The sequence below is a fragment of the Amycolatopsis sp. GA6-003 genome (genome assembly GCF_046267895.1).
Classification (GTDB): domain Bacteria; phylum Actinomycetota; class Actinomycetes; order Mycobacteriales; family Pseudonocardiaceae; genus Amycolatopsis.
Map to the genome: position 1 here is coordinate 7,028,328 of NZ_CP176499.1, position 25,066 is coordinate 7,053,393.

Here is a 25,066-nt window from a genome sequence, read left to right on the forward strand (position 1 = left end):
CATAGGTTGGGGGCCGTCCACGACGCCGAGGTGCCGGAGGTCCGCCATGAAGAAGATCATCAACGATCCGGCGGCCGTGGTCGCCGAATCGCTGAGAGGGCTCGCGGTCGCGCACGCGGACCTGCTGCGGGTGCGCGACGATCCGGCGCTGGTCGTGCGCGCGGACGCGCCGGTCGCGGGCAAGGTCGCGGTGGTGTCCGGCGGCGGGTCCGGGCACGAACCGCTGCACGGCGGGTTCGTCGGGCCCGGGATGCTCGACGCCGCGGTGCCCGGGCCGGTGTTCACCTCGCCGACCCCGGACGCGGTGCAGGGCGCGATCGCGGCGGCCACCGGCCCGGCCGGGGCGCTGCTGATCGTGAAGAACTACACCGGCGACGTGCTGAACTTCGAAACCGCCGCCGAACTGGCCGCGGCCGAGGACCTGGACGTGCGCACCGTGGTCATCGACGACGACGTGGCGGTCAAGGACTCCACGTTCACCGCCGGGCGGCGCGGCGTCGGCGGAACCGTGCTGCTGGAGAAGATCGCCGGCGCGGCGGCCGAGCGCGGCGATGCGCTGGACGCGGTGGAAGCGTTGGCGCGCAAGGTGATCGGGCAGGTCCGGTCGATCGGCGTGGCGCTGTCCGCGCCGACCGTGCCGCACGCCGGCGAGCCGAGTTTCGACCTCGGCCCGGACGAGATCGAGTTCGGCATCGGCATCCACGGCGAGCCGGGCCGCGAGCGGATCCCGGCCGAACCGGCGGACGCGCTGGTCGCCCGGATGGTCGAGGCGGTGGTGTCCGACCTGCCGTTCGCGTCCGGCGACAAGGTGCTGCTGTTCACTAACTCGATGGGCGGCACGCCGCAGCTGGAGCTGTACCTCGCGCACGGCATCGCCGAGCGGCTGCTGGCCGAGCGCGGGATCCTGGTCGAACGCAGGCTGGTCGGCCCGTACATCACCAGCCTGGAAATGCAGGGCATCAGCCTGACCCTGCTGAAATTGGACGACGAGCTTACGCAGCTGTGGGACGCGCCGGTGCGCACGCCCGCGCTGCGGTGGGGGATCTGATGGCCTGCACTGCCGAAGGGGTCGCGGCCGCGTTGCGCGCCGCCGCCGAAGTAATCGCCGAACACCGCACTGAACTGGTGGACCTGGACCGCGCGATCGGCGACGCCGACCACGGCGAAAACCTGAGCCGGGGCTTCACCGCGATTGTGTCCGCGCTGGAAACCGCGGTACCGGAAACGCCGGCCGGGGTGGTGAAACTCGCTGCCACCACGCTGATTTCCAAGGTCGGCGGCGCGGCCGGACCGCTTTACGGCACGGCTTTCCTGCGTGCGTCGGCGAAGCTGGGCGACGCGGCGGAGCTGGAAGTGCCGCTGCTGCTGGACGCACTGCGGGCGGCCCTGGAGGGCGTGCAGGCGCGCGGCAAGGCGGTGGGCGGCGACGCGACGATGGTCGACGCGCTGATCCCGGCTGTCTCCGCGGCCGAAGGCGCCGCGGACGGCACGATCGCGGACGTGCTCGCCGCGGCGGCGGACGGAGCCGACCGCGGCGCGGAGTCCACTGTGGACTTGATCCCGCGCAAGGGCCGTGCCTCGTACCTCGGAGAACGCGCGGTCGGACACCTGGATCCGGGCGCCCGTTCGACGGCGTTGCTGCTGCGTGCGTTCGCGGAGGCGGCCCGGTGAGCGTCGGAATCGTTCTCGTGTCGCACAGCGCGAAACTGGCCGAAGGCCTGGCCGAGCTGGCCGCCCAGATGGCCCCGGACGTCCGGATCGTCCCGGCGGGCGGACTGCCCGACGGCGGCGGCATCGGCACCGACTACGACGAGGTCGTCGCGGCCGTCCAGCGCGCGGATTCCGGCGACGGCGTGGTGCTGCTGTACGACCTCGGCAGCGCGCAGATGACCGCTGAGCTGGCGGTGGAATCGCTGGCCGACCCGTCCGCCGCGGTGGTGGTCGACGCGCCGCTGGTGGAGGGCGCGGTGGCCGCGGCCGTCGCGGCGCAGGGCGGCGCGAACGCCAAGGCGGTGGGCGAGTCGGCGGCGAGTGCCGGGGTCGCCCCCGATCTGGCCGCGGTCGAGCTTTCCGGGCCGGGCGAGGAAGGCGTGGTGGAGAAGGAGTTCACGCTGACCAACGACGTCGGGCTGCACGCGCGCCCGGCCGCGGTCGTGGTGCGCAGCCTGGCGGAATTCGAGGCTGAGGTGTCGATCCGGCTGGGCGAGCAGGAGGCGGACGCGCACAGCGTGCTGGCGCTGATGTCGCTCGGCGCGCGGCAAGGCGACCGGATCGTGGTGCGCGCTCGCGGGCCGCGGGCGTCCGAGGCGGTGGCGAAGGTGGCCGAGCTGGTGGAGTCGAACTTCGGGGAGTGACGCCGGATTCCGTCCGGGTGACTTCGCCCGGACTGACTCGATTCCGATGTGCTTTCGAGGGGCCCGCATGGCACAGTGAGCGGCAATTACCAGCGGGTAACCTCTGGAGGCCCTGTGGCACGGGAAATCTCGACGGTCGGTGTGGTCGGTCTGGGCACGATGGGCGCGGGCATCGCCGAGGTGCTCGCCCGCAGCGGGCTCGACGTGGTCGGGGTGGAACTCGACGAGGCCGGGGTCGAACGCGGCCTCGGCCACGTGCGGCATTCGACCGGACGGGCGCTCGCCGGCGGGAAGCTCGACGAGGCGGGCCGGGAGGCGCTGCTGGGCCGGATCCGCACCACGACCTCGCTCGCCGATCTGTCCGAAGTGGACTTGGTGATCGAGGCGATCCCGGAGAACCTCGCGGCGAAGGCCGAGGTGTTCGCCCAGCTGGACCAGGTGACGCGGCCGGACGTGGTGTTCGCGTCCAACACGTCCTCGCTGTCGATCACCGAGATCGGCGTGCACACCGCGCGGCCGGGCAAGGTCGTCGGGATGCACTTCTTCAACCCGGCTCCGGTGCTGAAGCTGGTCGAGGTCGTGCGCACGGTGGTTACCGAACCGGACGTGGTGTCCGACGTGGTGGAATTCGCGCAGCGGCTGGGCAAATCGCCGGTGGTGATCGGCGACCGGGCCGGGTTCATCGCGAACGCGCTGCTGTTCGGGTATCTCAACCACGCGGTGCGGATGTACGAACAACGCTATGCCACCCGCGAAGACCTCGACGCGGCAATGCGGTTCGGCTGCGGCTACCCGATGGGCCCGCTCGCGCTGCTCGATTTGATCGGGCTGGACACCGCGTACGAAATCCTCGACACGATGTACCACCAATCCCGGAACCGGCTGCACGCGCCCGCTCCGCTGCTGAAGCAAATGATCACCGCTGGTCAGCTGGGACGCAAGAGCGGGCACGGGTTTTACACTTACGACGCACCGGATTCGCCGGTGGTGGTCGATTCGGTCGCTTCGTCTACTGTGGACTCTTCGGCGGCTCGCGAGGTACGTTCCGTCGGCGTGATCGGCACCGGAACCATGGCCACCGGCATCGCGGAAGTGTTCGCCAAGCGCGGGTTTGCCGTCGTCTTGCGGGCGCGCAGCATGGAGAAAGCCGAAGCGTCGGTGGCGAAGGTGAAGAAGTCGCTCGACAAGGCCGTGGTGAAGGGCAAACTGTCCGAAGAGGACGCGGCGGCCGCGCTCGGCCGGATCCGGCCGGTCACGGAATTCGAGGAATTGGCCGACGTCGACCTGGTGGTCGAGGCGGTGGCGGAGGAGCTTTCCGTTAAGCAGGCGGTGTTTTCGGCTTTGGACGAGGTCGTCCGGCCGGGCGCGGTGCTCGCGACCACGACCTCCTCGCTGCCGGTCATCGAATGCGCGGCGGCGACTTCGCGCCCCGGCGACGTGGTCGGCCTGCACTTTTTCAATCCCGCGCCGGTGATGAAACTGGTGGAAGTGGTGTCGACGATCGCCACCGCCCCGGACGTCACCGCGACCGCGACGGCAGTGTGCGCGGCAGTCGGCAAACACCCGGTGCAGTGCGGCGACCGAGCCGGATTCATCGTGAACGCGTTGCTGTTCCCGTATCTCAACGACGCGGTGAAAATGCTGGAGGCGCATTACGCGTCGGCGGACGACATCGACACCGCGATGAAGGTCGGCTGCGGTCTGCCGATGGGGCCGTTCGAATTGCTGGACGTAGTCGGGCTGGACGTGTCGCTGGCGATCGAGCGGACGCTGTTCAACGAGTTCCGCGAAGAAGGCTTCGCGCCGGCGCCGTTGTTGGAACACCTCGTGACGGCAGGACGATTGGGTCGAAAGACCGGCAAGGGCTTCAAGGACTACTGACGCTTGTACGTGTAGAGAATGAAGCCGTCGTGGTATTTGCCCACGCGGTCGTAAAGTGCGCGGGCCGGGGCGTCTTCGAGCGTGTTCCAATACAGCGAAGGGAAACCCTGCTCCTCGGCGTCGCGTGCGACCCACTCGATCAATGCCGTCGCGACGCCCTTTCGCCGGACGTTTTCGGCCACGTACAGATCGGCGAGGTAGCACTTCCCGGAGTACCAGATGCTGGCGTGGAACAAATAGTGCGCGATGCCGACCATCGTGCCGTCGATTCGGGCGGCGACCCCGCGGATCCGGCCGTCGTCGAGCAGCCGCCGCCAGGTCCGGTCGTAACTGTCGGCGGTGCGCTCGACGTCGAAGCAGGCGTCTTTGCCGCGGGCGAGGATTTCCCAGTCGGCGCGGTCGGATTCGCTCAGGTAGTTGATCTCCACCGGGCTATCTTGCGCTGATCACCGGTTGCGCCGCCGGATGCGCGCGCCCTCGGCGGGTTCTCCGTCCGGCGGCAACAGCGGGCCGCCCTGCCACTGCTGGAAGACGAGGTTGGTGTGCACGCGGGCGACCTCGTCGCGGGAGGTGAGTTCGTCCAGCACCAGCCGCTGCAGCTCGGCGGCGGACGTGGTGGCGACGTGCGCGAGGAAGTCGTCCGGCCCGGTCAGGTGGTAGACCGCGCGGATTTCCGGCAGCGCGAGGAGATGTTCCACGAACTGCTCGACCAGCGGCCGGCGATGCGGCCGGACCTGCACGAACAGGAACGCCTCCAGCGGACGGCCCAGCTTCGCCGCGTCGACCGTGGCGTGCTGGCCGGTGATCACCCCGGTCTCCCGGAGCCGGGCGACCCGGTCCAGGCAGGTCGACGGCGCGAGCCCGACCGCCGCCGCGAGTTCCTTGTTCGACGTCCGGGCATCGTTCTGCAGCACTCGCAGAATCTCTAGATCAACCGGACTCAGTTCGACAGTTTCGCTCATCACTGAATTTTATCCGAGGTTGTTGCTTCGAGGCCGTGTCGTATCCGAACGTGACTGCCATGACTTCCGCCTTGCGCACTCGAGCCGTCCACGCCGGTCGCGACGATCTCGCCGACCTCGGCCTGCATGCCGCCCCGCTCGACTTCTCCACGACCTACCCCGCGCGCGACAGCGCCGAGGAGGCCCGCCGGATCGACGAGTTCGCCGCGGGCGGGAACGTCACCGGCATCTACGGCCGGATCGGCAACCCGACCGTCGAACGGTTCGAGCAGGCGCTGGCGGAACTCGAGGGCTTCGACCACGCCGTGGCCTTCGCCAGCGGTATGGCGGCGGTTTCGGCTTGCCTGCTTTCCGCGGTGTCGCAAGGAAAACGGCACATCGTCGGGGTCCGCCCGCTGTACGGCTGCACCGATCACCTGCTGACCACCGGCCTGCTGGGCACCGAGGTCACTTGGACCGAGCCGGAGAACGTCGCCGACGCTCTGCGCCCCGACACCGGCCTGGTTTTCGTGGAGACGCCCGCGAACCCGACCTTGAGCGAACTGGACATCGCCGCCCTGACCGCCGCGTGCGGTGAGGTCCCGGTGCTGGTCGACAACACCTTCGCGACGCCCGTCCTGCAGCGCCCCGGCCGGCTAGGCGCCCGAATGGTCCTGCACAGCGCGACGAAGTTCCTGGGCGGTCACGGCGACGTCATGGGCGGCATCGTGGCCTGCGACGCCGAGGAAGCCGCCCGCCTGCGCTCCCTGCGCTTCGCTACCGGCGGCGTGCTGCACCCGCTCGCCGGATACCTGCTGCTGCGCGGCCTCTCGACGCTCCCGCTGCGAGTGAAGGCTGCTTCGGAGACCGCGGCCGTCCTGGCCGAGCGGCTCGCTTCGCATCCCTCGGTACGCACCGTGCACTACCCGAAGCTGGGCGGCCCTTTGGTGGCCTTCGAGGTGACCGGCGACCCGCACGCAGTGGTGGGCGCGGTCCGGCTGATCACGCCCGCGGTGAGCCTGGGCAGCGTCGACACGCTGATCCAGCACCCGGCGTCGCTGACGCACCGGATCGTCGCCGAGGACGACCGCACCGGCTCCGGCATCACGCACGGCCTGCTGCGGCTTTCGGCTGGGCTGGAGGACGTCGAGGACTTGTGGGTTGATCTGGATCAGGCGTTGAAGTCCTGCTGAATGCTTCGGGCTGCCCGGCGGCGAGCCGGGCAGCACGGTTTCCCGTTCAGCCGCAGCAGCCGCCCCCGCAGCAACCCCCGCCGGACGGCGCCGGAGCGGAGGCCGAGCCGGTGAGCGCGACGGTCGTCAGCAGCTTGACCGTGTCGGTGTGTCCCTCGGGGCACGGAGCCGGGGCCGAGGACTCGCTCATCGGGCGCTGAAGCTCGAAGGTTTCCGTGCAGTCGCGGCAGCGGTAGGCGTAGGTCGGCATGGCACTGATTATCGCTCGGCACGCCAAACGGTGGGAAGCTGTGCCGGTGGATGTGCCTCAGTACGCGGATGTCCCGCACCTCAGCCAGATCGTCCCGTCCGTGCTGGGCTCGCTGGGCGTGCCCGGCGAATCCGGCGGCTTGGACCTGCCGGAAGCGCACAGCGCCTGCGTCCTGCTCGTCGACGGCCTCGGCTGGGAACTGCTGTCCGAGCACGCCGCCGACGCCCCCGTCCTCGCCGAACTCGCGGCCCGCCAGCTGCGGGTCGGCTACCCGTCGACCACCGCGGCCGGCCTCGCCGCGGTTGGCACCGGGTTGGCGTCCGGGGAGCACGGCATGGTCGGCTACACCTTCGAAATGCCGGGGGCCGGGGTGCTGAACGCGCTCCGCTGGCGCTCCCACGACGACGGCAGCGACCTGCGCGGCGCCCTGCCCCCGTGCGACGTCCAGCCGTTGCCGACGACCTTCGAACGCGCCGCCGCGGCCGGCGTCGAGGCGGTCGTGGTGTCGTCCGCGCAGTTCGCCAACACCGCGCTCACCCAGGCGACCCAGCGCGGTGCCCGATATGCCGGGGTTCACGCGCTCGGAGATCTGGCCGCGCGCACCTTGGCCGCACTGGCGTCGCGGACGTTTTGCTATGCCTACCACAGCGAACTGGACCTGATGGGGCACCTGTACGGCCCGGGTTCGGCCGCCTGGCGCATGCAGCTGCGGCACGTCGACCGGCTCGTGGAGTCCATTGTGGAGGGTTTGCCGCCCGGTGCGCTGCTCGCCGTCGTGGCCGACCACGGAATGGTGACCGTCGAGGAAAAACTGAACCTGGAGGACACGCCGGAGCTGCTGGAGGGGGTGCGTGCTTTCGGCGGCGAGGTCCGCGCCCGGCACGTGTACACCGAACCCGGCGCGACGGCGGACGTGGCCGCGGCGTGGCGCTCGGTGCTGGGCTCGCGAGCCTGGGTGCTGCCCCGCGACGAGGCCATCGAAGCGGGCTGGTTCGGCCCCTCGGTGAGTGACCGGGTGCGCCCGCGCATCGGCGACGTGGTCGCGGCCGCGACCGGAACGTTCGGCATGGTCCGCGAACTGGCGGAGGCCGTGGAGACGAACCTGGTGGGCCAGCACGGTTCGCTGACGTCCGCCGAACAGCTGGTCCCGCTGGCGATCGCGCAAGGCTGACCGGCCGGCTGCGCTGCTTCACCGCGCGGCACGACATCGGACCGCAGCCGCGTTGCCTGACCGCCCACTTGGTCTGCCCGCACCCCGAACCGAGCACCGCGGCACTGCCGGATCGGCTCCGGCTACCGTGTCGGCGTGCCTCGACGCAATCGACCCGGCAAAGGCCGTCCCGGTCCGGCTGTGCGTGCGGACGCCGGCGCGGTCAGCGGGTGGGCGCGCGCCGAGTCCGGCCCGGACGGGGACTGGCTGGTGCGCACCGTCCCCGGCGCGCACGCGGGCAAGACCTACCGGTGCCCCGGCTGCGACCACGAGATCCGGCCCGGGGTCCCGCACCTGGTCGTCTGGCCCGCCGACGAGACCGGCGGCGTCGCCGACCGCAGGCACTGGCACCGGCCGTGCTGGGAGGCGCGGGCCCGGCGGCGTCCGCAGCGGCGTCGGTAACCGGAACCGCGACAATTTCCGTTGTGGTCCACACTCACCAGCTCTGCGGCCAGACCGGCTCCGCCGAGGCGGAGGAAAGCCAGTCCGCCTATCTGTCGTCGATCGCTTGCGCCGAGCCGGGCCACGACGGGACGGTCCGGCACCAGCTGCGGCCGGAGATCGGGGACGGCACGATCGAGGTCACGACGCTGCGCCGCGGGCTGTCGCTCGTCCGCTACGACGTCGAGTTCTCCCGAACGCACCGGCTCGCCTACCGGTTCCCCGGCGACCATTTCGAGCTGGAGCACTGCCTCGACGGCCGGATGCGCATCCGCGAGTCCGGCAGCACCGGCGAAATGCGCGCCAGCGCGGTGTCGCTGAGCCCCCGCGGCGCCCTCGATGGAGTGGTCGAATACGAGCCGGGGGAGCGCTATCGCGCGGTTTCGGTGACCGGGACCTGGACCGGGGTGGAGTCCTACCTCCGCGACCTCGGCGCGTACTCGCTGCCCGCGATCGGACCGGAACCAGTCGCGCGCGAACGCTATCTGGGCCGCTCGACGGCGTTGCTCCCGGCCGCCGACCCGCTGCGGGAAATCTTCGCGCAGCGCCGAGATTCCGCGGGCCGCCTGCTGTTTCTGGAATCCCGGCTGCTGGCCGCGCTGGCCGCAGTGACCGACGGTCTGGCCGCCAAGCCAGCCGAACCCGAGCTGGCAGCCCATGAGGCGGCGGCTTTGCGCCGCGTGCCGGACCTGCTGTGGCAGCATCGCCACGACCCGCCGACGCTCGCTCAGCTGGCCCGCATGTCCGCGATGTCGGTGCGTCGGCTCACCACCGGATTCCGGGCCCTGTACGGGATTCCGGTAATGGAGCACCACCGGCGCCGCTGCCTCGACCGGGCGGCGACCCTGCTGGTGGAGACCGACTGGCCGATCGCGCGAATCGCGTCCGAGGTCGGGTACGCGTCGGCGAGCAATTTCGGTTACGCGTTCCGCCGCGATCGCGGAAGTTCGCCCGCCCGCTTCCGGCGCGCGCGAACCTGACGCCATCCCGGCAACGCTCTCCACAACACTGCGTCCCGCTCTCCACACCACGGTCATGTTGATCCGCCGACGATGCGGGAAGCGGTCACCTCGGCCGTGTCCTGACTCGGGCGGAGGTTCATGAACGGCGGCATCGACACCGCGCCCCCGCGTGCCGGGCGGCTCGTTCTCGTCCTGGGCGGTCTCTCCGCGGTGTCGCCGTTCGCGGTCGACATGTACGCGCCGGGATTCCCGCAGATCGTTTCCTCGTTCGGGACCACCACCGCGGCGGTGCAGTTCTCGCTCACCTCGTGTCTCGTCGGGTTCGCGATCGGGCAGCTCGTGCTCGGCCCGGTCAGCGACACGTTCGGCCGCCGTCGTCTGCTGCTCGCCGGGGCCGCGTTGTTCGCGGCGTTCTCCGTGGGATGCGCACTCGCCCCGAACCTCGCCGTGTTCGACCTCGCCCGGCTGTGCCAAGGGGTGGCCGGCGGCGCGGGGATCGTGCTCGGGCGGGCGGTGGTCAGCGATCTGTTCACCGGCGCGGACGCGGCCCGGCGACTGACCGCGCTGAGCGTGCTCGGATCGACCGCGCCGGTGCTGGCCCCGGTGCTCGGCGGGGCGGTCGTCGGGCTGGGTTCCTGGCGGCTGGTGTTCGCGGTGCTCGCCGTGACCGGGATGCTGCTGCTCGCCGGGATCGGTTGGTGGGTGCCGGAATCGCTGTCTGCCGAGCGGCGGCTGCCCGGAGGTGCGCGGAGGGCGGCCGTCGCGATGGGCGGCTTGCTCCGGCGTCGCGCACTGATCGGGCATCTTCTCGTGGCTGGCTGCGGAATCGGCGCGTTGTTCGCCTACATCGGCGGCTCGCCGTTCGTCTTCCAGGACGGCTACGGCTTGTCGCCCGCTACCTACAGCCTCGTCTTCGCGACGAACGCCGTCGGCACCGTCCTGGCGGGTGCGCTATTCGCCCGGCTCGCCGGACGCGTGCGGCTGAACACCCTGCTCACCAGCGGCGTGCTCGTCATGGCGGTCGCGGCGGGGACGCTGGTGCTGTTGCTGCTCGCCGGCGTCAGCACCGTGCCGACGACCTGGCTCTGCCTGTTCGGCGCGACGTTCGGCTTCGGCATCGTGCTGCCCGCTTCGACGACGATCATCCTCGCGATCGGCGGCAACGCCCCCGGCGCGGCGTCCGGCCTGATCGGCGGTTCGCAGTTCTTGATCGGCGCGGTAGCGGCCCCGCTGCCCGGCGCGGCCGGAACGACCACCGCGCTGTCCACCGCGGTCGTGGTGCTGGGTTTCGCGCTCGTGGCGGCTGTTGCCTTGTTCGCGCTCGCGCGGCCCGGCGAAGGAAATGGCGAGCCCGAGACCGCGTAAACGCACCGGCCATGGTGCCTTTCTCGCCAGCCGAGCGGCTGGACTCCCTGGATCACCTTGGCGAGCCCGCTAACAACCCGTTACCGCGCTTGGATTTCCTTCTTCCGCGCACGGTGCCGCCGGACCGCGTCGCGGTTGACGCAGGCGTGCGTGCAGTAGCGCTGCGTTCCGCTGCGTGTGAAGTCGATGAACGCGCGGCGGCATTCCGTCGCGGCGCAGCGGCCGAGGCGGTGCAGGCTGGTCGCGGTCAGGTACTCGGCCGCCGCCACCGAGGTGACCGCTCGCAGCACCGCGGGCAGGCGCGTCCCGTCGTCCCGGTAGTGCAGGTGCCAGCCGTAACCGTCGTGCTCGGTGATCCTCGGGTACGCGGCGGCCTCGGCCAGCAGGGCGTTCAGCAGCCGGACGCGGTCCGCCTCGCCGGGCGCGTCGATGACCTCGATCCAGCGGTCCAGGAATGCACACACCTCGGGAAAATCCTCGTCGGCGACCGGCGGGACCGGGCCCATTTCCGGCTCGTCCCAGCGTTCGAGCAGGTCAGCGAGGTTCTCCGGACGGTCGTTGGTGAGGCCGGTCACGAACTTGAGAAAACTCCGGTGGTAAGAGTTATGCGGCATAAGCCTATTACAGCACGATCTTGAGCATGCCTGATTCGCCGAGCCGCGCCGGGTCCGCGGTCGCCGCGCCGTCCTGGGTTCCGTTGGCCGCCGCGTGCGTCGGCACGTTCCTGCTGCTGATCTACACCAGCATCGTCACCGTCGCGCTGCCCGCGATCGGGGCCGAACTCGGCGCGGGATACGGCCAGCTGCAATGGATCGTGGACGTCTTCACGGTAGCGCTCGCCGGGCTGCTGCTGGGGTTCGGCTCGCTGAGCGACTTGCTCGGCCGCAAGCGCGTCTACCTCGCCGGACTGGTGTTGTTCTCCCTCGCGACGCTCGTCTGCGGCGTCGCCGGAACGCCCGGCGAGCTGATCGCCGCGCGGGCCGGGCAGGGCGTCGCGGGCGCGGCGATGTTCGCGACGATCCTGCCCCTGGTCGGACTGACCTACGAGGGCCGCGACCGGGCCCGGGCGTTCGCGGTCTGGGGAACGGTGGCGGGGGTGGCCAGCGCGGTGGGCACGTTCTCCGGCGGGGTGATCGCGCAATTGCTCGGCTGGCGCTGGATTTTCTTCGCCACCCTGCCCGTTTGCGCCGTCGCGATCATCCTGGCGGCGACGTCGCTGAAGGAGGGCCCGCGAGCGCGCGGACGCCGCGTCGACTACCCAGGCATCGCCACGTTCTCGCTCGCCGCGACGGGCCTCACCTATTCCGTCATCACCGGCGGCGACCGCGGCTGGTCGTCCACCGGCGCGATGCTCGGCTACCTGGTCACGGCGGCGGCCGTCGCGGCGTTCGTGGTGGCGGAACGCCGCAGCAGCGCGCCGATGGTGCCGACCGGCCTGTTCGCGACCCGTCGCTTCCTCGGCGTCCTGCTCATCGCGTTCAGCTACTACTTCGCCGGATTCGGTGCGCTGCCGGTGATTTCGCTGTGGCTGCAGAACGCGACCGGCCTCAGCTCGGCGGCGACGTCGGCGGTACTGGCGCTGCAAGTGGTGGTGTTCGTCGTGGTCTCCGCGTTGATCAGCGGACGCCTGCACACCAGCTCGCCAAGCCGAGTCCTAGGCGGCGCGACGGTCCTGCTAGGCGTCGGCTGCCTGACCGCGGTCACGGTGCTGCTCAGCCCGACCTGGCCGGCGTTGCTGCCCGCGTTGCTCCTGACCGGAATCGGCGCGGGAATCGTGTCGCCGGTCTTCCCGGCGGTAGCGATCGCCTCAGTGCCCGCGGAATACGGCGGCACCGCGGGAGCGGCCGCGAACAGCTCCCGGCAACTCGGTTTGGCACTCGGAATCGCGGTCTCCGGAGCGGTCTACGCAACCCGCGGAGAGGGAAGCCCCGGCGCGACGCACGGCGTGCTGCTGGTGCTGCTGCTGTGCGGCGCGATCGCGGTAGCGAGCGGCCTCGTCGGCGGATGGTTGTTGCGGGACAACGCTCATCGCCTAAGCCAAGGCTGACTCGCGGGACGACGGTGCCTCGTCTGCCCGCAGGGCATTCCGACAACGTCCGACCGGGACACCGGAACACGCTTTCCCGCCAAGGGGAACTCACCGCAGTGCATCTGTGTGCTGCCGGTTCGCCGGTTGTTTGGCGCGCAGTGGATCTGTATGGGGCTGGTTCGCCGGTTGTTTGGCGCGCAGCGCACCTGCATGCGGCCGGTCCGCGGGTTGTCCGGTCCGCAGTGGATCTGTGTGCGGCTGGTTCGCCGGTTGTCCGGCTACCACCGCACCTGCGCGCAGCCGATCCGCCGGTTGTCCAGCCCGCAGCCCACCTGCGCGCGGCTAGTCCGCCGGTTGTCCGGCTAGCAGCGCACCTGCGCACGGCTAGTCCGCCGATCGTCCGGCCCGCAGCGCACCTGCGCGCAACCAGCCCGCCGGTCGTCCAGCCCGCAGCCCTTCCATCAACCGCCGTGTTCACCCCCGGTCGCCCCAGGCGTTCACACGCGCCCAGCCCAGCAGTCCGCAAGCAACCAACCCGCCCCCGGCTAACCCACCACACTCACTCCATCCGCCTCCTCAACCGCTCAATCCAGCCCGCCAGCCAGCCCACCACGCCACCTACCCAGCCCCTCAGCGCCGAAAATGCCGCGAAACCGTCCCGTCCTCACCCACCTCCTCCACGTAGTCCTCGAACCCCAGCTTCTCCACCACCCGCAGCGACGGCGCGTTCGTCACCGACACGCTGATCAGCACCGGAATCGCCGGAATCTCCCGTTCCGCCCACCGCAGCGCCGCTCGCGCGGCCTCGATCGCGTAGCCCTTCCCCCACGCCGACGGGCGGAACCGGTACGCCAGGTTCAGCACCTTCTCGCCCCGGAACTCCCGGTTGCGCACTCCGGTCATGCCGATCACGTCCGCCCCGGCGGCGGAATCCGGCCCGCGCTCCCGCACCGCCAGGTAGCCGTAGCCGAACCTTGCCCAGTGCTCGAGCCAGCTGTCGAACGTCACGTGGACGGTCGCGGCGTCCGACGGGCGCGAGGTGTGCCGGTTGGTCTCCGGGTCGGTCTCGATCTCCACCACCGCCTGCCGATCGGTCTCCACGAAGTGCCGCAGCACCAGCCTTTCCGTCACGATCTCTGTCACGCCCCCGACCATAACGACGGGGTCCGACAAAAAACGCGGCGAAAAGACAGCGACAATCTCCGCCATGACCGAACTGCCGTTGGTGCTCCTGCACGCCTTCCCGCTCGACGCCCGCATGTGGGACCCGGTCCGCGCGCCGCTCGCGGAACGCTTCCGGGTCATCACGCCTGACCAGCGCGGCCTCGGCCGGAGCCCGCTGCCGGAAGCCGGCGCCGAGCCGGATCTGGCCGACGCCGCCCGGGACGTCGTCGCGCTCCTCGACAAGCTCGAACTCGAACAGGTGATTCTCGGCGGCTGTTCGATGGGCGGCTACCTCGCGATGGCCCTCCTGCGGCAGGCACCCGAGCGCGTCGGCGGGCTGATCCTCATCGACACCAAGGCCACCGCGGACACTCCCGAAGCCGCGCAGACCCGGCTCGACGTCGCGAACCGCGCCGAAACCGAGGGCGTCAAAGGCTGGCTGGCCGACGGGAACCTGCCGAACCTTCTCGCCGACACCGCGTCCGCCGACGTTCGCGCGCGCGTGCGCGAATTGATCGACGCGCAGCCGCCGTCCGGGGTCGCGTGGGCCGCGCGGGCGATCCGCAACCGGCCCGATTCCGTTGACCTGCTGCGGAAAATCGACGTCCCGGCGCTCGTCATCGTGGGGGAGCGCGACGCGCTCACGCCGCTCGACGCCGCCAACACCATGGTCGAGGCACTGCCTGACGCGACGCTCGCGGTGCTCCCGGACGTCGGGCACCTGACGCCGCTGGAAGACCCGGCAGGCGTGGTCGAAGCGATCCTCGGCTGGGTCAGCTGAAGTACTCGGCCGCCGCGGCGCGCGCTTCGGACAGCCGGTGCGGGAAGCGCTGTGCGATCAGGAAGCGCCACGCTACCGCGAAGAGCGAGCGAAGCTGCGTACACGTCTTAAGGACAGCTTCGTCCGCTTCGCCCGGGTACGCGGCGAGGAACTCCGGACCGCCCTGTCGCGCGAGGATCGCCAGGTCCCATTCGAGCGGTCCGCGCCAGGTGTCCTCGAAATCGAGCCAGCACGGGCCGTCAGCGGTCTCGATGAGGTTGCCCGGATGCGCGTCGCCGTGCAGGGCCTGGACCGGGCTGGACGGCAACAGCGCGGCGAGCCGTTCGGTTTCCGCGCGGATCCGGCCGGCGAAGCCGTCCAGCAGCGAACCGCTGCGGGCGACGGTGTCCAGCAGTTCGCCGACCGGGCCGCGAGACGGCAGCTCGCCGGGGTAGTCGCGCAACGCGGCGTGGACGCGGGCGAGGGAGCGGGCGGTCTCGTCCGGCCCGTGCCGATGGCCCGGATCGTGCGGGGTCCAGTGCCAGAGCGTGACCGGCAATCCCCCGGCGAAATGCGGTCCGGCCGGGGGATCCGAGGCCGGTGAGACGACGCGCACACCACGTTCGGCGAGGTAGGCCGAAAGGGCGACGTCGCGCTCCAGCCACCCCGTCGCGTCCGGCCGCAGCAACCGGGTGGTGGCCGGGACCCTCGCCACGACCGGACCCATCCTCACCAGCACGTTCGACCGCTCGTGCAGCACCTCGGCCGAGCCGGTCGCGAGGCCGAACCGGCGGCCGACGGCGAGCGCGGACGAGACCGCCGCGGCGCGGTACGGGTCGGTCATGCGGTGATCTAAGCAGCCGGTGCGAGCGACTGTCGGTACCGAGGGCTACGATCCCCCTATCCGCCCGGATCAGGCCCGCCTGAGCCCGAGCGCCCCGAAGTTGACCACCACAAGGCTGCAGTGTTGGAGGCAGGAGTGACGGCCGTAGCCCCCAAGCCGATCGCAACGCGCCCGTATCCCGCGCGCGAGACGGCAAAGGGTTCGTACCTGCTGCGGTTGTTCCGCACGACGGACCACAAGCAGATCGGGATCATGTATCTGGTCTCGTCGTTCGCCTTCTTCATGATCGGCGGCGCGATGGCCATGCTCATCCGGACGGAGCTCGCCCAGCCGGGGCAGCAGTTCCTGTCGCAGGAGCAGTACAACCAGCTGTTCACCATGCACGGCACGGTGATGCTGCTGCTGTACGCGACGCCGAGCCTGTTCGGGTTCGCGAACTTCATCCTGCCGCTGCAGATCGGCTCGCCCGACGTGGCGTTCCCGCGGCTGAACGCGTTCTCCTACTGGCTGTTCCTGTTCGGCAGCCTGATCGTGCTGTCCGGCTTCCTGACGCCCGGCGGGGCCGCCGACTTCGGCTGGTTCGCCTACACGCCGCTCTCGGACGCCATCCACTCGCCCGGCGTCGGAGCCGACCTGTGGATCGCCGGCCTGGCGGTATCCGGTCTCGGTACCATCCTCGGCGCGGTCAACATGATCACCACGGTGGTCTGCCTGCGCGCGCCGGGCATGACGATGTACCGGATGCCGATCTTCACCTGGAACATCCTGATCACGAGCATCCTGATCCTGCTCGCGTTCCCGATCCTCACCGCGGCCCTGTTCGGCCTGATGGCGGACCGGCACCTCGGCGCCCACGTGTTCGACCCGGCCAACGGCGGGGTGATCCTGTGGCAGCACCTGTTCTGGTTCTTCGGCCACCCCGAGGTCTACATCGTCGCGCTGCCGTTCTTCGGGATCGTGTCGGAGATCTTCCCGGTCTTCAGCCGCAAGCCGGTGTTCGGCTACAAGGGCCTGGTGTTCGCGACGCTGTCGATCGCGGCGCTGTCGGTGGCGGTGTGGGCGCACCACATGTACGCGACCGGCGCGGTCCTGCTGCCGTTCTTCTCCTTCATGACGTTCCTCATCGCGGTCCCGACCGGCGTGAAGTTCTTCAACTGGATCGGCACGATGTGGAAGGGCCAGCTGTCCTTCGAGACGCCGATGATCTTCTCGATGGGCTTCATCGTCACGTTCCTCTTCGGCGGTCTGACCGGCATCATGCTGGCCGCGCCGGCGATCGACTTCCACGTGTCGGACAGCTACTTCGTGGTGGCGCACTTCCACTACGTCCTCTACGGCACGATCGTGTTCGCGACCTTCGCCGGGATCTACTTCTGGTTCCCGAAGATCACCGGCCGGATGATGGACGAGAAGCTCGGGAAGTGGCACTTCTGGACCACGTTCATCGGCTTCCACACCACGTTCCTGGTGCAGCACTGGCTGGGCGCGGAAGGCATGCCGCGGCGCTACGCGGACTACCTGGCCAGCGACGGGTTCACCACGCTGAACACGATCTCCACGATCGGCGCGTACATCCTCGGCGCGTCCACGCTGCCGTTCATCTGGAACGTGTTCAAGAGCTACCGGTACGGCGAGATCGTCACGGTCGACGACCCGTGGGGCTACGGCAACTCGCTCGAGTGGGCCACGTCCTGCCCGCCGCCGCGGCACAACTTCACCGAACTGCCCCGGATCCGCTCCGAGCGTCCGGCGTTCGAGCTGCACTACCCGCACATGGTCGAACGCCTCCACGCGGAAGGCGAGATCGGCTTCTTCGGCAAGGCCAAGCACGTCGGGGCCCCGTCGCAGAAGCTGGTGGACGCGACCATGCCGGGCGACCACAGCAAGGACAACGCGAGCGAGCAGTAACCAGCCGCTCGAAGATTTTCCCGGCGCGTGCCCGGTCGAGGTTTCTCGGCCGGTCACGCGCCGTTTCGCGCCTGGAGCGAGGAGATCCGCGACCCGAAGGTGTCGGCGAGGAATCCGAAGATCCGAGGTCCGGGGCGGGAAGGTCTCGCTGCCAGCCTGATGGGTCACTACGGCCGAGGTGCCTCGAGTCAGCTCGGCGCGCCCTCCGCCGGCGACGAACTCCGCGGCTGCTCCGGAGCGACAACCCTGTCCGTCACCAGCTGACCGGCATCCGGCGCGGCCCGCGTACCGGCATGTTGACCTTCCACTCGATCTCTCCGGCGATCCGCAGTCTCGGCAGCTTGCTCAGCAGCGCGCGCAGGCTTTCCTGCAGCTCGACCCTGGCGAGGTTCGCACCGAGGCAGTGATGCACCCCGTGCCCGAAACCCAGGTGCGAGGCCCCCTTCCGGTCGAAGCGCAGCACATCGGGGTTCTCGAACTGCCGAGGATCCCGGTTGGCCGAGGCGAAGTCGGACACCACCGGCTCGCCCGCGCGCACCAGCGAACCACCCACCTCGACGTCCTCCGTCGCATAGCGAGGAAAGCCCTGCCAGTGGCTCAGCGGGATGAACCGCGTCAGCTCCTCGACCGCGGCCGGCATCAGGCTGAGGTCGGCCCGCAGCTCGGCCAGCCGTTCGGGGTGCTCCAGGAGGACGAAGACCGAGCTGGCGATCAGGGACGCGGAGGTTTCGTGGCCGGCCACCAGAAGCCCGTCGCACAAATCGATCAGCTCCGCCTCGGAGAGCCTGTCGTGCTCGTTGCGGGACTCGACCAACGCGGTCATCAGGTCGTCGGCGGGCTCCGCGCGCCGGGCGGCGATGAGCCCGCTCATGTACTCCTGGAGTTCCGCTTCGTTGGCCTCGTACTCCTGAGCGGTGGTCTCGCTCGTGGACAGGAGCCGGTCGCTCCAGACCCGGAACTTCGGCCAGTCCGCCACGGGCACGCCGAGCAGCTCGCAGATCACCGCCACCGGCAGCGGCAACGCGAGATGTTCCACCAGGTCCGCCGGTCTGCCGCCGGCCACCATCGCGTCCACGAGGTCCTCGGCCAGCTGTCTGACCCGTCCGCGCAACTGCTGCACTCTGTTCTGGGTGAAGGCTTTGGCCACGAGCTTGCGCAGCCGGCTGTGTTCCGGCGGATCCATCATGATGATCCCGCCGTCCAGCTTGTGCGGCGTCATCCTCGGCACGTCGGCGTCGAGGGCCATGGCCCGGCTGAACCGCTGGTCGCCGAAGACCAGGCGAACGTCGTCGTAGCGAGCGGCCAGCCACGCCGGCTCGCCGTAGGGCAGCTTGATCCGGATCATCCCTGGCGCGTCGCGCGCCTCCTCGTAGGCCGGGTGGAGGGCGACCCCCTCGGCCGAGCCGAAGGGATAGCTGACGGGTTCGATCTGCAAGTTGCTGGTCATCCTTCGTGTGTATCGAGACAGTCGGGAGGAGAGCACCCCTAACCGGACGTCGGGGCGGGGTCGAAAGCGCGTGGGACGTCGACCGGCGAGGGCGCTCGTCGCCCGTTCGTGGCACCGGCGGTGTGAAGCGCGGCACGGGGGCGTTCTGCCCGCCCCCGCAGGAGGCCAGACTGGGCGTGCCGACTCGCCGTGGCCTAAGCGTCGGTGCCGAGACGAACGAGGGATACCGAACCAGTGAGCCAGACTCCCGTCCTCATCACCACGACCGGTCCGGACAAGCCCGGGGTCTCGTCCGTGCTGTTCGCCGTGCTCACGCGGCACGACGTGGACGTGCTCGACATCGAGCAGGTGGTCATCCGAGGGCAGCTCGTGCTCGGCGTGCTCGCCGGCGTGTACCGCGATCCGGAGGGGCTCCAGGAGTCCGTCGAGCAGGCGATGGCGACCGTCGGCATGGAGGTCGAGGTGCGGATCGGCGACGCGATCGGCGCGGATCCGTTCGCGCTCGGCCGGCGCGATTCGTCGCATGTGCTCGTCTTGCTGGGGCGTCCGGTGACCGCGCGGGCGTTCTCCGAGATCGCGCGGCGGCTGGCGGGCGTCGGGGCGAACATCGACTCGATCCGCAGCGTCGCCGACTACCCGGTGACCGGTCTCGAACTGTACGTCTCGGTCCGCGAGGACACCGACGAGACGGACGCCGAACTCCGGTCCATGCTGGCCGACGCGGCGTCCGAGGCCAACGTCGACGTCGCCGTCGAGCGCGCGGGCATCACGCGCCGGGCGAAGCGGCTGGTGGTCTTCGACGTCGATTCGACGCTCGTGCAGGGCGAGGTCATCGAGATGCTCGGCGCGTACGCCGGGGTCGAGGAGCAGGTCCGCGAGATCACCGAGGCGGCGATGCGCGGCGAGCTGAATTTCGCCGAGTCGCTGGAGCGGCGCGTTTCGCTGCTGGCCGGGCTGCCCGCGAGCGTGATGGACGAGGTCGCGGCGAAGCTGGAGCTGACCCCGGGGGCCCGCACGACCGTCCGCACGCTGAAGCGGATGGGGTTCCGCTGCGGTGTCGTCTCCGGCGGATTCACCCAGGTCATCGACCATCTCGTGGACGACCTCGGCCTCGACTTCGCGGCGGCCAACGAACTGGAAGTCGTCGACGGCAAGCTCACCGGCCGCGTGGTCGGCGACATCGTGGACCGTGCGGGCAAGGCGACCGCGCTGCGCCGGTTCGCCGGGGAGTACGGGATCCCGCTGGGCGCGTGCGTCGCGGTCGGCGACGGGGCCAACGACATCGACATGCTGGCCGCGGCGGGCATGGGTGTCGCGTTCAACGCGAAGCCCGCGCTGCGCGAGGTCGCCGACACCGCCCTGTCCCACCCGTACCTGGACGCGGTGCTGTTCGTCCTCGGCGTCACGCGCGCCGAGGTCGAGGCAGCCGACGCCGCCGACGGACTAGAACTGGCCCGCCCGTGAACCCGCTGCTCGAACCCCTGCGCAGTCGTTACGCCTCGTGGCTCGGTCTGCCCGCCGAGGACACCTCGGACACGTCCGACGAGAACCCGGACGAGGTCCGCGCGATGCCGGTCATCCTGCGCATCGAACGAGCCGAACCGCCCGGCCGCACCGCGCTGCTCGAAGCGGCGGCCGCGGCGGCGCTGGCGGTGTGTCTTGACGAACGCGCCGAGCCCGGCGGCGAATGGGCCGAACCGGTGCACGCGTGGCTCGACAACCGCATCCGGAAGGTCGCGCGCCGGGCTCGCGGCGCGCACTGGCAGGCGGTGCTCGACCAGCCGGGAGTCACTGTCGAGGTCGACGGCGCGCAGGCGCGGGCGCTCGTGCCCGGGCTGGTCAAGGAGGCCCCGAAAGAGGTCTCGCGCTTGCAGATCTCCGGCAGCGAACTGCCCGCCGACACCCCCGGTCCGGCCCCGGCGGACGTTCCGCTGCTGATGCTGAACCCGGACGTCCCGATGACCGTCGGCAAGGCGTCCGCGCAGGTCGGGCACGCCACGATGATCCTCGCGTCGCTGCTGCCGGACGACGAACTGGCGGCGTGGGCGGCGAAGGACTACCGAGTCGCGGTCCGCACGCCCAGCCCGGCCCGGTGGAAGGAGCTGTGCCCGGTCGACGACCCGGAGGCGGGCTGGCGGGACAACCGAGTCATCGCTGTCCGCGATGCGGGATTCACCGAGGTCGACCCCGGCACGATCACCGTGCTGGCGCAGCAGCCCGGAACATCGGCGTGACCCGCGCGGTTGGGCCAATGCAGTGACCCGACGGGCGGAAAGGCGTCTCGGATGACCTTGGAAGTACAGCGCGAAGGCACGCACAGTTTCGTGGGCCGCAACGAGCGCGGCGCGGAGGTGCGATTGGGCCGGGCCGGCGCGGAGGGCGCGTTCTCCCCGGCGGAACTCCTGCAGATCGCGGCAGCGGGCTGCTCCGCGGTGACGGCGGAACAGCTGATCACGCGCCGGGTGGGCGAGGATTCGAAATTCCGGGTCGCGGTGACCGCCGACCGGCGCGAGGGAGCATCGGAACTGGACGCGGTGCACGTCGCGTTCGACGTCGACGTCTCGGCCCTGGACGAGGACCAGCGAGAAGCCCTGGCGGGCGCGGTGGACCGGGCGATCGAGCGGCTGTGCACGGTGAGCCGGACGCTGAAGAAGGGCATTCCGGTTACGGAGACCTTCCCGACCGCTTGAGTTCTCGCTGCGGGGTGCGAGCCGCCGATCCGGGGCCGGGGGCGGTTTGTGGTGAAGCTGCGGAGCGGCGGCCTCGGTGTGCGGTAGGGCTGCTGCGCGGCGGTGGCGGAGTCGCTGTGGCGGCTGTTCCGTCGCCGGGCTGCCAGGCTGCGGTGCGAGGTGGTGCGCGGGCCGCCGATCCAGTCGGCGGGCGACGTTAGCGGCGGGGCTGCTGAGCGGCAATGGCGGCGGGTGGTTCTTGCGGTGGCGGGCGTTTCATCGTCGGTTGCCGGGTTGCCGGGTTGCCGGGGTCTCTCGCAAGCGGAGCCGCGTAGCGGACTTGTGAAGCGGTCGCCAGACCGCGCCGAACGAGACCGGCGGGCACCACGCTGCCGCTGCCAACTCGCCCCCATCGAACCGAACAGCAGCGCGCGTCCGCGAACCCTTGTCCGCCAAGGCTTTCCAGCCGGATAGTGGTCAGCGACCCGGCACTGTCGAACGAGCCCGGCTCAGCTTTGCCACACCACGTACGCCTGGTCGGCGTCCGTGGTCATCGCCTCGATGAACTTCTCGTTGTCGAACCCCGGCAAGGTCTGCAGGCGTTCGATGAGGGCGTCCGCGGCCGGGTCGCCGCTGGGGACCGCGGTGCCTTTGCCGTCGTTGCCGACCAGCATGAAGAAGACGTCTTCGTTCCAGGGGCCGTCCGGGATGACTCTCACCATGACCGATTGCAGGTCCGACCACGTCACAGCTTCTTCGCTGCCATCGGCGAGCCGGCGCCGGACCCCGGTGTCGTCAACACTGACGGTCCGGGATTGGGCGCTGGACGAATCCTGGGTCAACGGTGCTCCCTGTCGTGTTCGTTCCACTCACCGTACCCGCCTGTCCGGTTCGCTCGGTCAGGCGGGCGCGGCGGCGTCGAGTCGCTTCAGTGCGGCGCGGGCGACCTGCGGATCTGTGGTCGGCCAGAACGGCGGCAGCGACGCGCGCAGGAAACCGCCGTAGCGGGCGGTGGCCAGGCGGGAGTCCAGCACCGCCACTACGCCGCGGTCGGTGACCGAGCGGTGCAGGCGGCCGGTGCCCTGGGCCAGCAACAATGCCGCGTGGGTCGCGGCGACGGTGAGGAATCCGTTGCCGCCCCGGGCTTCCACCGCGCGTTGGCGAGCCGACGACACCGGGTCGTCCGGGCGGGGGAACGGGATCCGGTCCACCACCACGAGCTGCAGCGACGGCCCGGGCACGTCCACGCCCTGCCACAGCGTCAGCGTGCCGAACAGGCAGGTGCGCGCGTCTTCGGCGAACTGCCGCACCAGCAACGGCGTCGCGTCGTCGCCCTGGCAGAGGATCGGGTAATCGAGCCGTTCCCGCATCGCTTCCGCGGCCTGTTTCGCCGCGCGCATCGAGGAGAACAGGCCCAGCGTCCGGCCGCCCGCGGCTTCGACCAGTTCGGCCAGTTCGTCCATTGTGGACTCGGCGAGTCCGTCGCGGCCCGGCGGCGGCAGGTGTTTGGCGAGGTAGAGGATGCCGTTGCGACGGTGGTCGAACGGCGAACCGACGTCCAAGCCGGTCCACTTCGGGCCGGTCTCCTCGTCCGACGGCGCTTCCTTGTCGGTGGCCGTGCCCGGCGACTTCACCACGCGCGCGCCGCTCGGCGGGAGGCCCCATTGCCCTGCCATGGTGTCGAATTCGCCGCCGAGCGTGAGCGTCGCGGAGGTCAGCACGGTGGTGTGCTGGTTGAACACGCGCTCCCGCAACAACCCGGCGACACCGAGCGGAGCGACCTTCAACGCGGGCGGGCGCGGGTTCGCCGAGTACTTGTCTCCGGTCACCCAGACGACGTCGCGCTGGTGCGCCAGATCCTCGTCGTACGCGTCGAGCAGCCGCACCGCGGTGTCGTGCACTTCCTCGAGCAGCGACCGCGCCAGCTTGCGCGCGGTGGCTTCGCCGACGTCTTCCTTACGATCCGACCCCAGCGCGGTGAGGCATTCCTTCGCCGCGTCGCGCACCGCCGGGATCGCGCCCTGCAACGGACGGGGCAGCGCGTCGAGCCTTCCGGCCGGGATGTCGTCGAGGATCAGCGCGAGCCCGTCCGACGACTCCAGCAGCCGGTCCGCGATTCCCGCGTCGATCAGCTTGCCGCAGCGGCGCGCGGCGGCCGACACCATGGCGCTGGTGAGTTCGCCGGTCGCGACCGAGGTGACCCGGTCGACCAGGTCGTGCGCCTCGTCGATGATCACCAGGTCGTGGTCCGGCAGCACCTGATAGCCCTGCAGCGCGTCGATGGCCAGCAGCGCGTGGTTGGTGACCACGACGTCGGCTTTGCCGGCCTCGGCTCGCGCGCGTTCGGCGAAGCAATCGGTGCCGACCGGGCACTTCGCGGCCCCGAGGCATTCCCTCGCGGTGACCGAAACCTGCCGCCACGCCTGATCGGACACGCCGGGCACCAGCTCGTCGCGGTCGCCGGTTTCGGTGTCCGACACCCACTCGTGCAGCCGCGTGACTTCCTTGCCGAGGCGGGACACCGCGAACGGGTCGAACAGCTGCGCGTCCTCGGGCTCGTCGGCCGGACCGGTGTCGAGCCGGTGCAGGCACAGGTAGTTGCGGCGGCCCTTGAGGATCGCGAAGGTCGGTTCGCGCCCGAGCGGCTTCTTGAGCGCCTTCGCCAGGCGCGGGAGATCGCGGTCGACCAGCTGGCGCTGCAACGCGATGGTGGCCGTGGAGACGACGACGGTGGTGTCTTTCTCCACCGCGTGCCGGATCGCGGGCACCAGGTACGCCAGCGATTTGCCGGTGCCCGTTCCCGCTTGCACGGCGAGGTGTTCGCCGGTGCGGATGGCGTGGCCGACGGCATCGGCCATCTTCACCTGGCCGGGGCGTTCAGCGCCGCCGACGGACTCCACCGCGTGGGTGAGGAGTTCGAGGACGCCGGGGAAATCGGTTCGGGCGGGCACAGCGAGACACGATAGCCGCCAGGTACGACAGGATCTTCGATCCGGCGCGAACGGACCCCTCGCGCCGGACCGAAGATCCCGGAAATCCGCCTCAGTCTTCCTTGCGGAACCGCGAAACCGCGGCCCACGCGAGCGGCAGCACCCCGGCCGCGACCACGGTCTTCAGCACGTCGCCGACGAGAAACGGCGTGACGCCCTTGTCGAACGCGGTGGCGAGATCGAATCCGGTGGCGGCCATCAGCCACGGCACGCCGAAGGCGTAGATCACGACATTGCCGAGCACCATGGTCCCCGCCGTGCGCAGCGGAGTGCGGTCGCCGCCGCGGCGGGCGAGCGCGCCCACGACCGCGCCGGCGGCCACGAACCCGACGATGTAACCCGCCGAGGCGCCGGACAGCCCGGAGGTGCCGCCCTGGAACCACGGCACGCCAGCCGCGCCGACGAGCAAGTACAGCAGCAGCGAGGCTGCGCCGCGGCGCATGCCGAGCGTCGCGCCGACGAGCAGCGCGGCGAAAGTCTGGCCGGTCATCGGAACCGGCGTGCCCGGAATCGGGATGATCAGCTGCGCGGCCGCGCCGGTGAGCACGGCGCCGCCGGCGACCAGCGCCAGGTCGCGCACCAGGGTGCCGGGCACGAGGTCGGCCAGCACCTGACGGCGGGCCGGGAGAGACAGTGACGACACGGGACCTCCAACCAC

The 25,066-nt window shown here is 70.5% G+C and carries 25 protein-coding genes; 15 read left to right on the forward strand and 10 right to left on the reverse strand.

What is annotated here, in order from left to right; translation table 11 throughout:
* Positions 1–46 precede the first annotated feature (46 nt).
* From dhaK to F9C12_RS32000, 4 genes are all read left to right on the forward strand, one after another.
* Entirely contained in the window at positions 47–1,048 is a 1,002-nt protein-coding gene (gene dhaK, locus F9C12_RS31985) for a dihydroxyacetone kinase subunit DhaK (RefSeq protein ID WP_409462845.1), read from the forward strand.
* Complete coding sequence (gene dhaL, locus F9C12_RS31990; protein WP_409462846.1) at positions 1,048–1,671, forward strand: dihydroxyacetone kinase subunit DhaL; 624 nt, start codon at positions 1,048–1,050, stop codon at positions 1,669–1,671. The genes dhaK and dhaL overlap by 1 nt, the downstream gene beginning before the upstream one ends.
* The gene (gene dhaM / locus F9C12_RS31995; protein ID WP_409462847.1) at positions 1,668–2,354 is read left to right on the forward strand and encodes a dihydroxyacetone kinase phosphoryl donor subunit DhaM; all 687 of its coding nucleotides are present in this window, start codon (positions 1,668–1,670) and stop codon (positions 2,352–2,354) included. The genes dhaL and dhaM overlap by 4 nt, the downstream gene beginning before the upstream one ends.
* A gap of 114 nt (positions 2,355–2,468) precedes the next feature.
* Positions 2,469–4,235 carry a 3-hydroxyacyl-CoA dehydrogenase family protein gene (locus tag F9C12_RS32000; protein WP_409462848.1) on the forward strand — a complete coding sequence of 589 codons (1,767 nt, stop codon included), beginning with the start codon at positions 2,469–2,471 and terminating at the stop codon, positions 4,233–4,235.
* On the opposite strand, the gene F9C12_RS32005 is transcribed toward F9C12_RS32000, so the two are convergent.
* Together F9C12_RS32005 and F9C12_RS32010 are read right to left on the reverse strand one after the other, a co-directional pair.
* Entirely contained in the window at positions 4,229–4,663 is a 435-nt protein-coding gene (locus F9C12_RS32005; RefSeq protein WP_409462849.1) for an N-acetyltransferase family protein, read from the reverse strand. The genes F9C12_RS32000 and F9C12_RS32005 overlap by 7 nt on opposite strands.
* Positions 4,664–4,681: 18 nt before the next feature.
* Positions 4,682–5,197, reverse strand: coding sequence for an Lrp/AsnC family transcriptional regulator (locus F9C12_RS32010; RefSeq protein WP_409185480.1), 516 nt, complete (start codon positions 5,195–5,197; stop codon positions 4,682–4,684).
* Positions 5,198–5,256: 59 nt separating this feature from the next.
* Here F9C12_RS32010 and F9C12_RS32015 point away from each other — a divergent pair, with 59 nt between their 5' ends.
* The gene (locus F9C12_RS32015) at positions 5,257–6,369 is read left to right on the forward strand and encodes a trans-sulfuration enzyme family protein (protein ID WP_409462850.1); all 1,113 of its coding nucleotides are present in this window, start codon (positions 5,257–5,259) and stop codon (positions 6,367–6,369) included.
* A gap of 46 nt (positions 6,370–6,415) precedes the next feature.
* Here the strand turns inward: F9C12_RS32015 and F9C12_RS32020 are convergent, their stop codons facing one another.
* Positions 6,416–6,619 (reverse strand): FmdB family zinc ribbon protein, encoded by a 204-nt coding sequence (locus F9C12_RS32020; protein WP_409185482.1) that lies wholly within the window; start codon positions 6,617–6,619, stop codon positions 6,416–6,418.
* A 46-nt stretch (positions 6,620–6,665) separates the two neighbouring features.
* Here F9C12_RS32020 and F9C12_RS32025 point away from each other — a divergent pair, with 46 nt between their 5' ends.
* The 4 genes from F9C12_RS32025 to F9C12_RS32040 all read left to right on the forward strand — a co-directional run bounded on the left by F9C12_RS32025 (position 6,666) and on the right by F9C12_RS32040 (position 10,597).
* Positions 6,666–7,790: an alkaline phosphatase family protein gene (locus tag F9C12_RS32025; RefSeq protein WP_409462851.1), complete on the forward strand. Its 1,125-nt coding sequence runs from the start codon at positions 6,666–6,668 to the stop codon at positions 7,788–7,790.
* Positions 7,791–7,925: 135 nt separating this feature from the next.
* Positions 7,926–8,231: a hypothetical protein gene (locus F9C12_RS32030; RefSeq protein ID WP_409185484.1), complete on the forward strand. Its 306-nt coding sequence runs from the start codon at positions 7,926–7,928 to the stop codon at positions 8,229–8,231.
* Between the two features lie 23 nt (positions 8,232–8,254).
* Positions 8,255–9,250 carry a helix-turn-helix transcriptional regulator gene (locus tag F9C12_RS32035; RefSeq protein WP_409462852.1) on the forward strand — a complete coding sequence of 332 codons (996 nt, stop codon included), beginning with the start codon at positions 8,255–8,257 and terminating at the stop codon, positions 9,248–9,250.
* Positions 9,251–9,370: 120 nt separating this feature from the next.
* Positions 9,371–10,597: a multidrug effflux MFS transporter gene (locus F9C12_RS32040; protein ID WP_409462853.1), complete on the forward strand. Its 1,227-nt coding sequence runs from the start codon at positions 9,371–9,373 to the stop codon at positions 10,595–10,597.
* An 80-nt stretch (positions 10,598–10,677) separates the two neighbouring features.
* Here the strand turns inward: F9C12_RS32040 and F9C12_RS32045 are convergent, their stop codons facing one another.
* Positions 10,678–11,172: a CGNR zinc finger domain-containing protein gene (locus F9C12_RS32045; RefSeq protein WP_409462854.1), complete on the reverse strand. Its 495-nt coding sequence runs from the start codon at positions 11,170–11,172 to the stop codon at positions 10,678–10,680.
* Positions 11,173–11,237: 65 nt separating this feature from the next.
* Here F9C12_RS32045 and F9C12_RS32050 point away from each other — a divergent pair, with 65 nt between their 5' ends.
* On the forward strand, positions 11,238–12,644 hold the full coding sequence (locus tag F9C12_RS32050) for an MFS transporter (protein WP_409462855.1): 1,407 nt from the start codon (positions 11,238–11,240) through the stop codon (positions 12,642–12,644).
* A 612-nt stretch (positions 12,645–13,256) separates the two neighbouring features.
* Here the strand turns inward: F9C12_RS32050 and F9C12_RS32055 are convergent.
* Positions 13,257–13,769: a GNAT family N-acetyltransferase gene (locus tag F9C12_RS32055; protein WP_409462856.1), complete on the reverse strand. Its 513-nt coding sequence runs from the start codon at positions 13,767–13,769 to the stop codon at positions 13,257–13,259.
* Between the two features lie 64 nt (positions 13,770–13,833).
* On the opposite strand from F9C12_RS32055, the gene F9C12_RS32060 reads away from it, so the two are divergent.
* Positions 13,834–14,571 carry an alpha/beta fold hydrolase gene (locus F9C12_RS32060; RefSeq protein ID WP_409462857.1) on the forward strand — a complete coding sequence of 246 codons (738 nt, stop codon included), beginning with the start codon at positions 13,834–13,836 and terminating at the stop codon, positions 14,569–14,571.
* Here the strand turns inward: F9C12_RS32060 and F9C12_RS32065 are convergent.
* Positions 14,564–15,394 (reverse strand): phosphotransferase enzyme family protein, encoded by an 831-nt coding sequence (locus F9C12_RS32065; RefSeq protein ID WP_409462858.1) that lies wholly within the window; start codon positions 15,392–15,394, stop codon positions 14,564–14,566. The two genes, F9C12_RS32060 and F9C12_RS32065, sit on opposite strands and share 8 nt — an antisense overlap.
* Positions 15,395–15,529: 135 nt before the next feature.
* Here F9C12_RS32065 and ctaD point away from each other — a divergent pair, with 135 nt between their 5' ends.
* A complete protein-coding gene (gene ctaD / locus F9C12_RS32070) occupies positions 15,530–17,302 on the forward strand; it encodes a cytochrome c oxidase subunit I (RefSeq protein ID WP_182891010.1) in 1,773 nt (590 codons plus the stop codon).
* 253 nt (positions 17,303–17,555) lie between these two features.
* On the opposite strand, the gene F9C12_RS32075 is transcribed toward ctaD, so the two are convergent.
* The gene (locus F9C12_RS32075; RefSeq protein WP_409462859.1) at positions 17,556–18,749 is read right to left on the reverse strand and encodes a cytochrome P450; all 1,194 of its coding nucleotides are present in this window, start codon (positions 18,747–18,749) and stop codon (positions 17,556–17,558) included.
* A 234-nt stretch (positions 18,750–18,983) separates the two neighbouring features.
* Between F9C12_RS32075 and serB the strand changes: the two genes are divergently transcribed.
* Genes serB through F9C12_RS32090 form a run of 3 tightly spaced genes read left to right on the forward strand, consistent with a single transcriptional unit; the run spans position 18,984 to position 21,439 of the window.
* On the forward strand, positions 18,984–20,213 hold the full coding sequence (serB, locus tag F9C12_RS32080) for a phosphoserine phosphatase SerB (protein WP_409185493.1): 1,230 nt from the start codon (positions 18,984–18,986) through the stop codon (positions 20,211–20,213).
* Entirely contained in the window at positions 20,210–20,983 is a 774-nt protein-coding gene (locus F9C12_RS32085) for a peptidyl-tRNA hydrolase (RefSeq protein WP_409462860.1), read from the forward strand. The genes serB and F9C12_RS32085 overlap by 4 nt, the downstream gene beginning before the upstream one ends.
* A 51-nt stretch (positions 20,984–21,034) precedes the next feature.
* Positions 21,035–21,439: an OsmC family protein gene (locus F9C12_RS32090; RefSeq protein ID WP_409185495.1), complete on the forward strand. Its 405-nt coding sequence runs from the start codon at positions 21,035–21,037 to the stop codon at positions 21,437–21,439.
* A gap of 488 nt (positions 21,440–21,927) precedes the next feature.
* Here the strand turns inward: F9C12_RS32090 and F9C12_RS32095 are convergent, their stop codons facing one another.
* The 3 genes from F9C12_RS32095 to F9C12_RS32105 form a co-directional block, all read right to left on the reverse strand.
* Positions 21,928–22,260: a hypothetical protein gene (locus tag F9C12_RS32095; RefSeq protein WP_037815281.1), complete on the reverse strand. Its 333-nt coding sequence runs from the start codon at positions 22,258–22,260 to the stop codon at positions 21,928–21,930.
* Between the two features lie 57 nt (positions 22,261–22,317).
* The gene (locus F9C12_RS32100; RefSeq protein ID WP_409462861.1) at positions 22,318–24,369 is read right to left on the reverse strand and encodes an ATP-dependent DNA helicase; all 2,052 of its coding nucleotides are present in this window, start codon (positions 24,367–24,369) and stop codon (positions 22,318–22,320) included.
* Between the two features lie 91 nt (positions 24,370–24,460).
* Complete coding sequence (locus F9C12_RS32105; protein WP_409462862.1) at positions 24,461–25,051, reverse strand: biotin transporter BioY; 591 nt, start codon at positions 25,049–25,051, stop codon at positions 24,461–24,463.
* Positions 25,052–25,066 lie beyond the last annotated feature (15 nt).

Bases quoted from the DNA above. Each gene is read 5' to 3' on its own strand.
- dhaK (WP_409462845.1), top strand. From the start codon at position 47: ATGAAGAAGATCATCAACGATCCGGCGGCCGTGGTCGCCGAATCGCTG.
- dhaL (WP_409462846.1), top strand. From the start codon at position 1,048: ATGGCCTGCACTGCCGAAGGGGTCGCGGCCGCGTTGCGCGCCGCCGCC.
- F9C12_RS32010 (WP_409185480.1), bottom strand. From the start codon at position 5,197: ATGAGCGAAACTGTCGAACTGAGTCCGGTTGATCTAGAGATTCTGCGA.
- F9C12_RS32015 (WP_409462850.1), top strand. From the start codon at position 5,257: ATGACTTCCGCCTTGCGCACTCGAGCCGTCCACGCCGGTCGCGACGAT.
- F9C12_RS32020 (WP_409185482.1), bottom strand. From the start codon at position 6,619: ATGCCGACCTACGCCTACCGCTGCCGCGACTGCACGGAAACCTTCGAG.
- F9C12_RS32040 (WP_409462853.1), top strand. From the start codon at position 9,371: ATGAACGGCGGCATCGACACCGCGCCCCCGCGTGCCGGGCGGCTCGTT.
- F9C12_RS32050 (WP_409462855.1), top strand. From the start codon at position 11,238: ATGCCTGATTCGCCGAGCCGCGCCGGGTCCGCGGTCGCCGCGCCGTCC.
- F9C12_RS32060 (WP_409462857.1), top strand. From the start codon at position 13,834: ATGACCGAACTGCCGTTGGTGCTCCTGCACGCCTTCCCGCTCGACGCC.
- F9C12_RS32065 (WP_409462858.1), bottom strand. From the start codon at position 15,394: ATGACCGACCCGTACCGCGCCGCGGCGGTCTCGTCCGCGCTCGCCGTC.
- F9C12_RS32075 (WP_409462859.1), bottom strand. From the start codon at position 18,749: ATGACCAGCAACTTGCAGATCGAACCCGTCAGCTATCCCTTCGGCTCG.
- F9C12_RS32090 (WP_409185495.1), top strand. From the start codon at position 21,035: ATGACCTTGGAAGTACAGCGCGAAGGCACGCACAGTTTCGTGGGCCGC.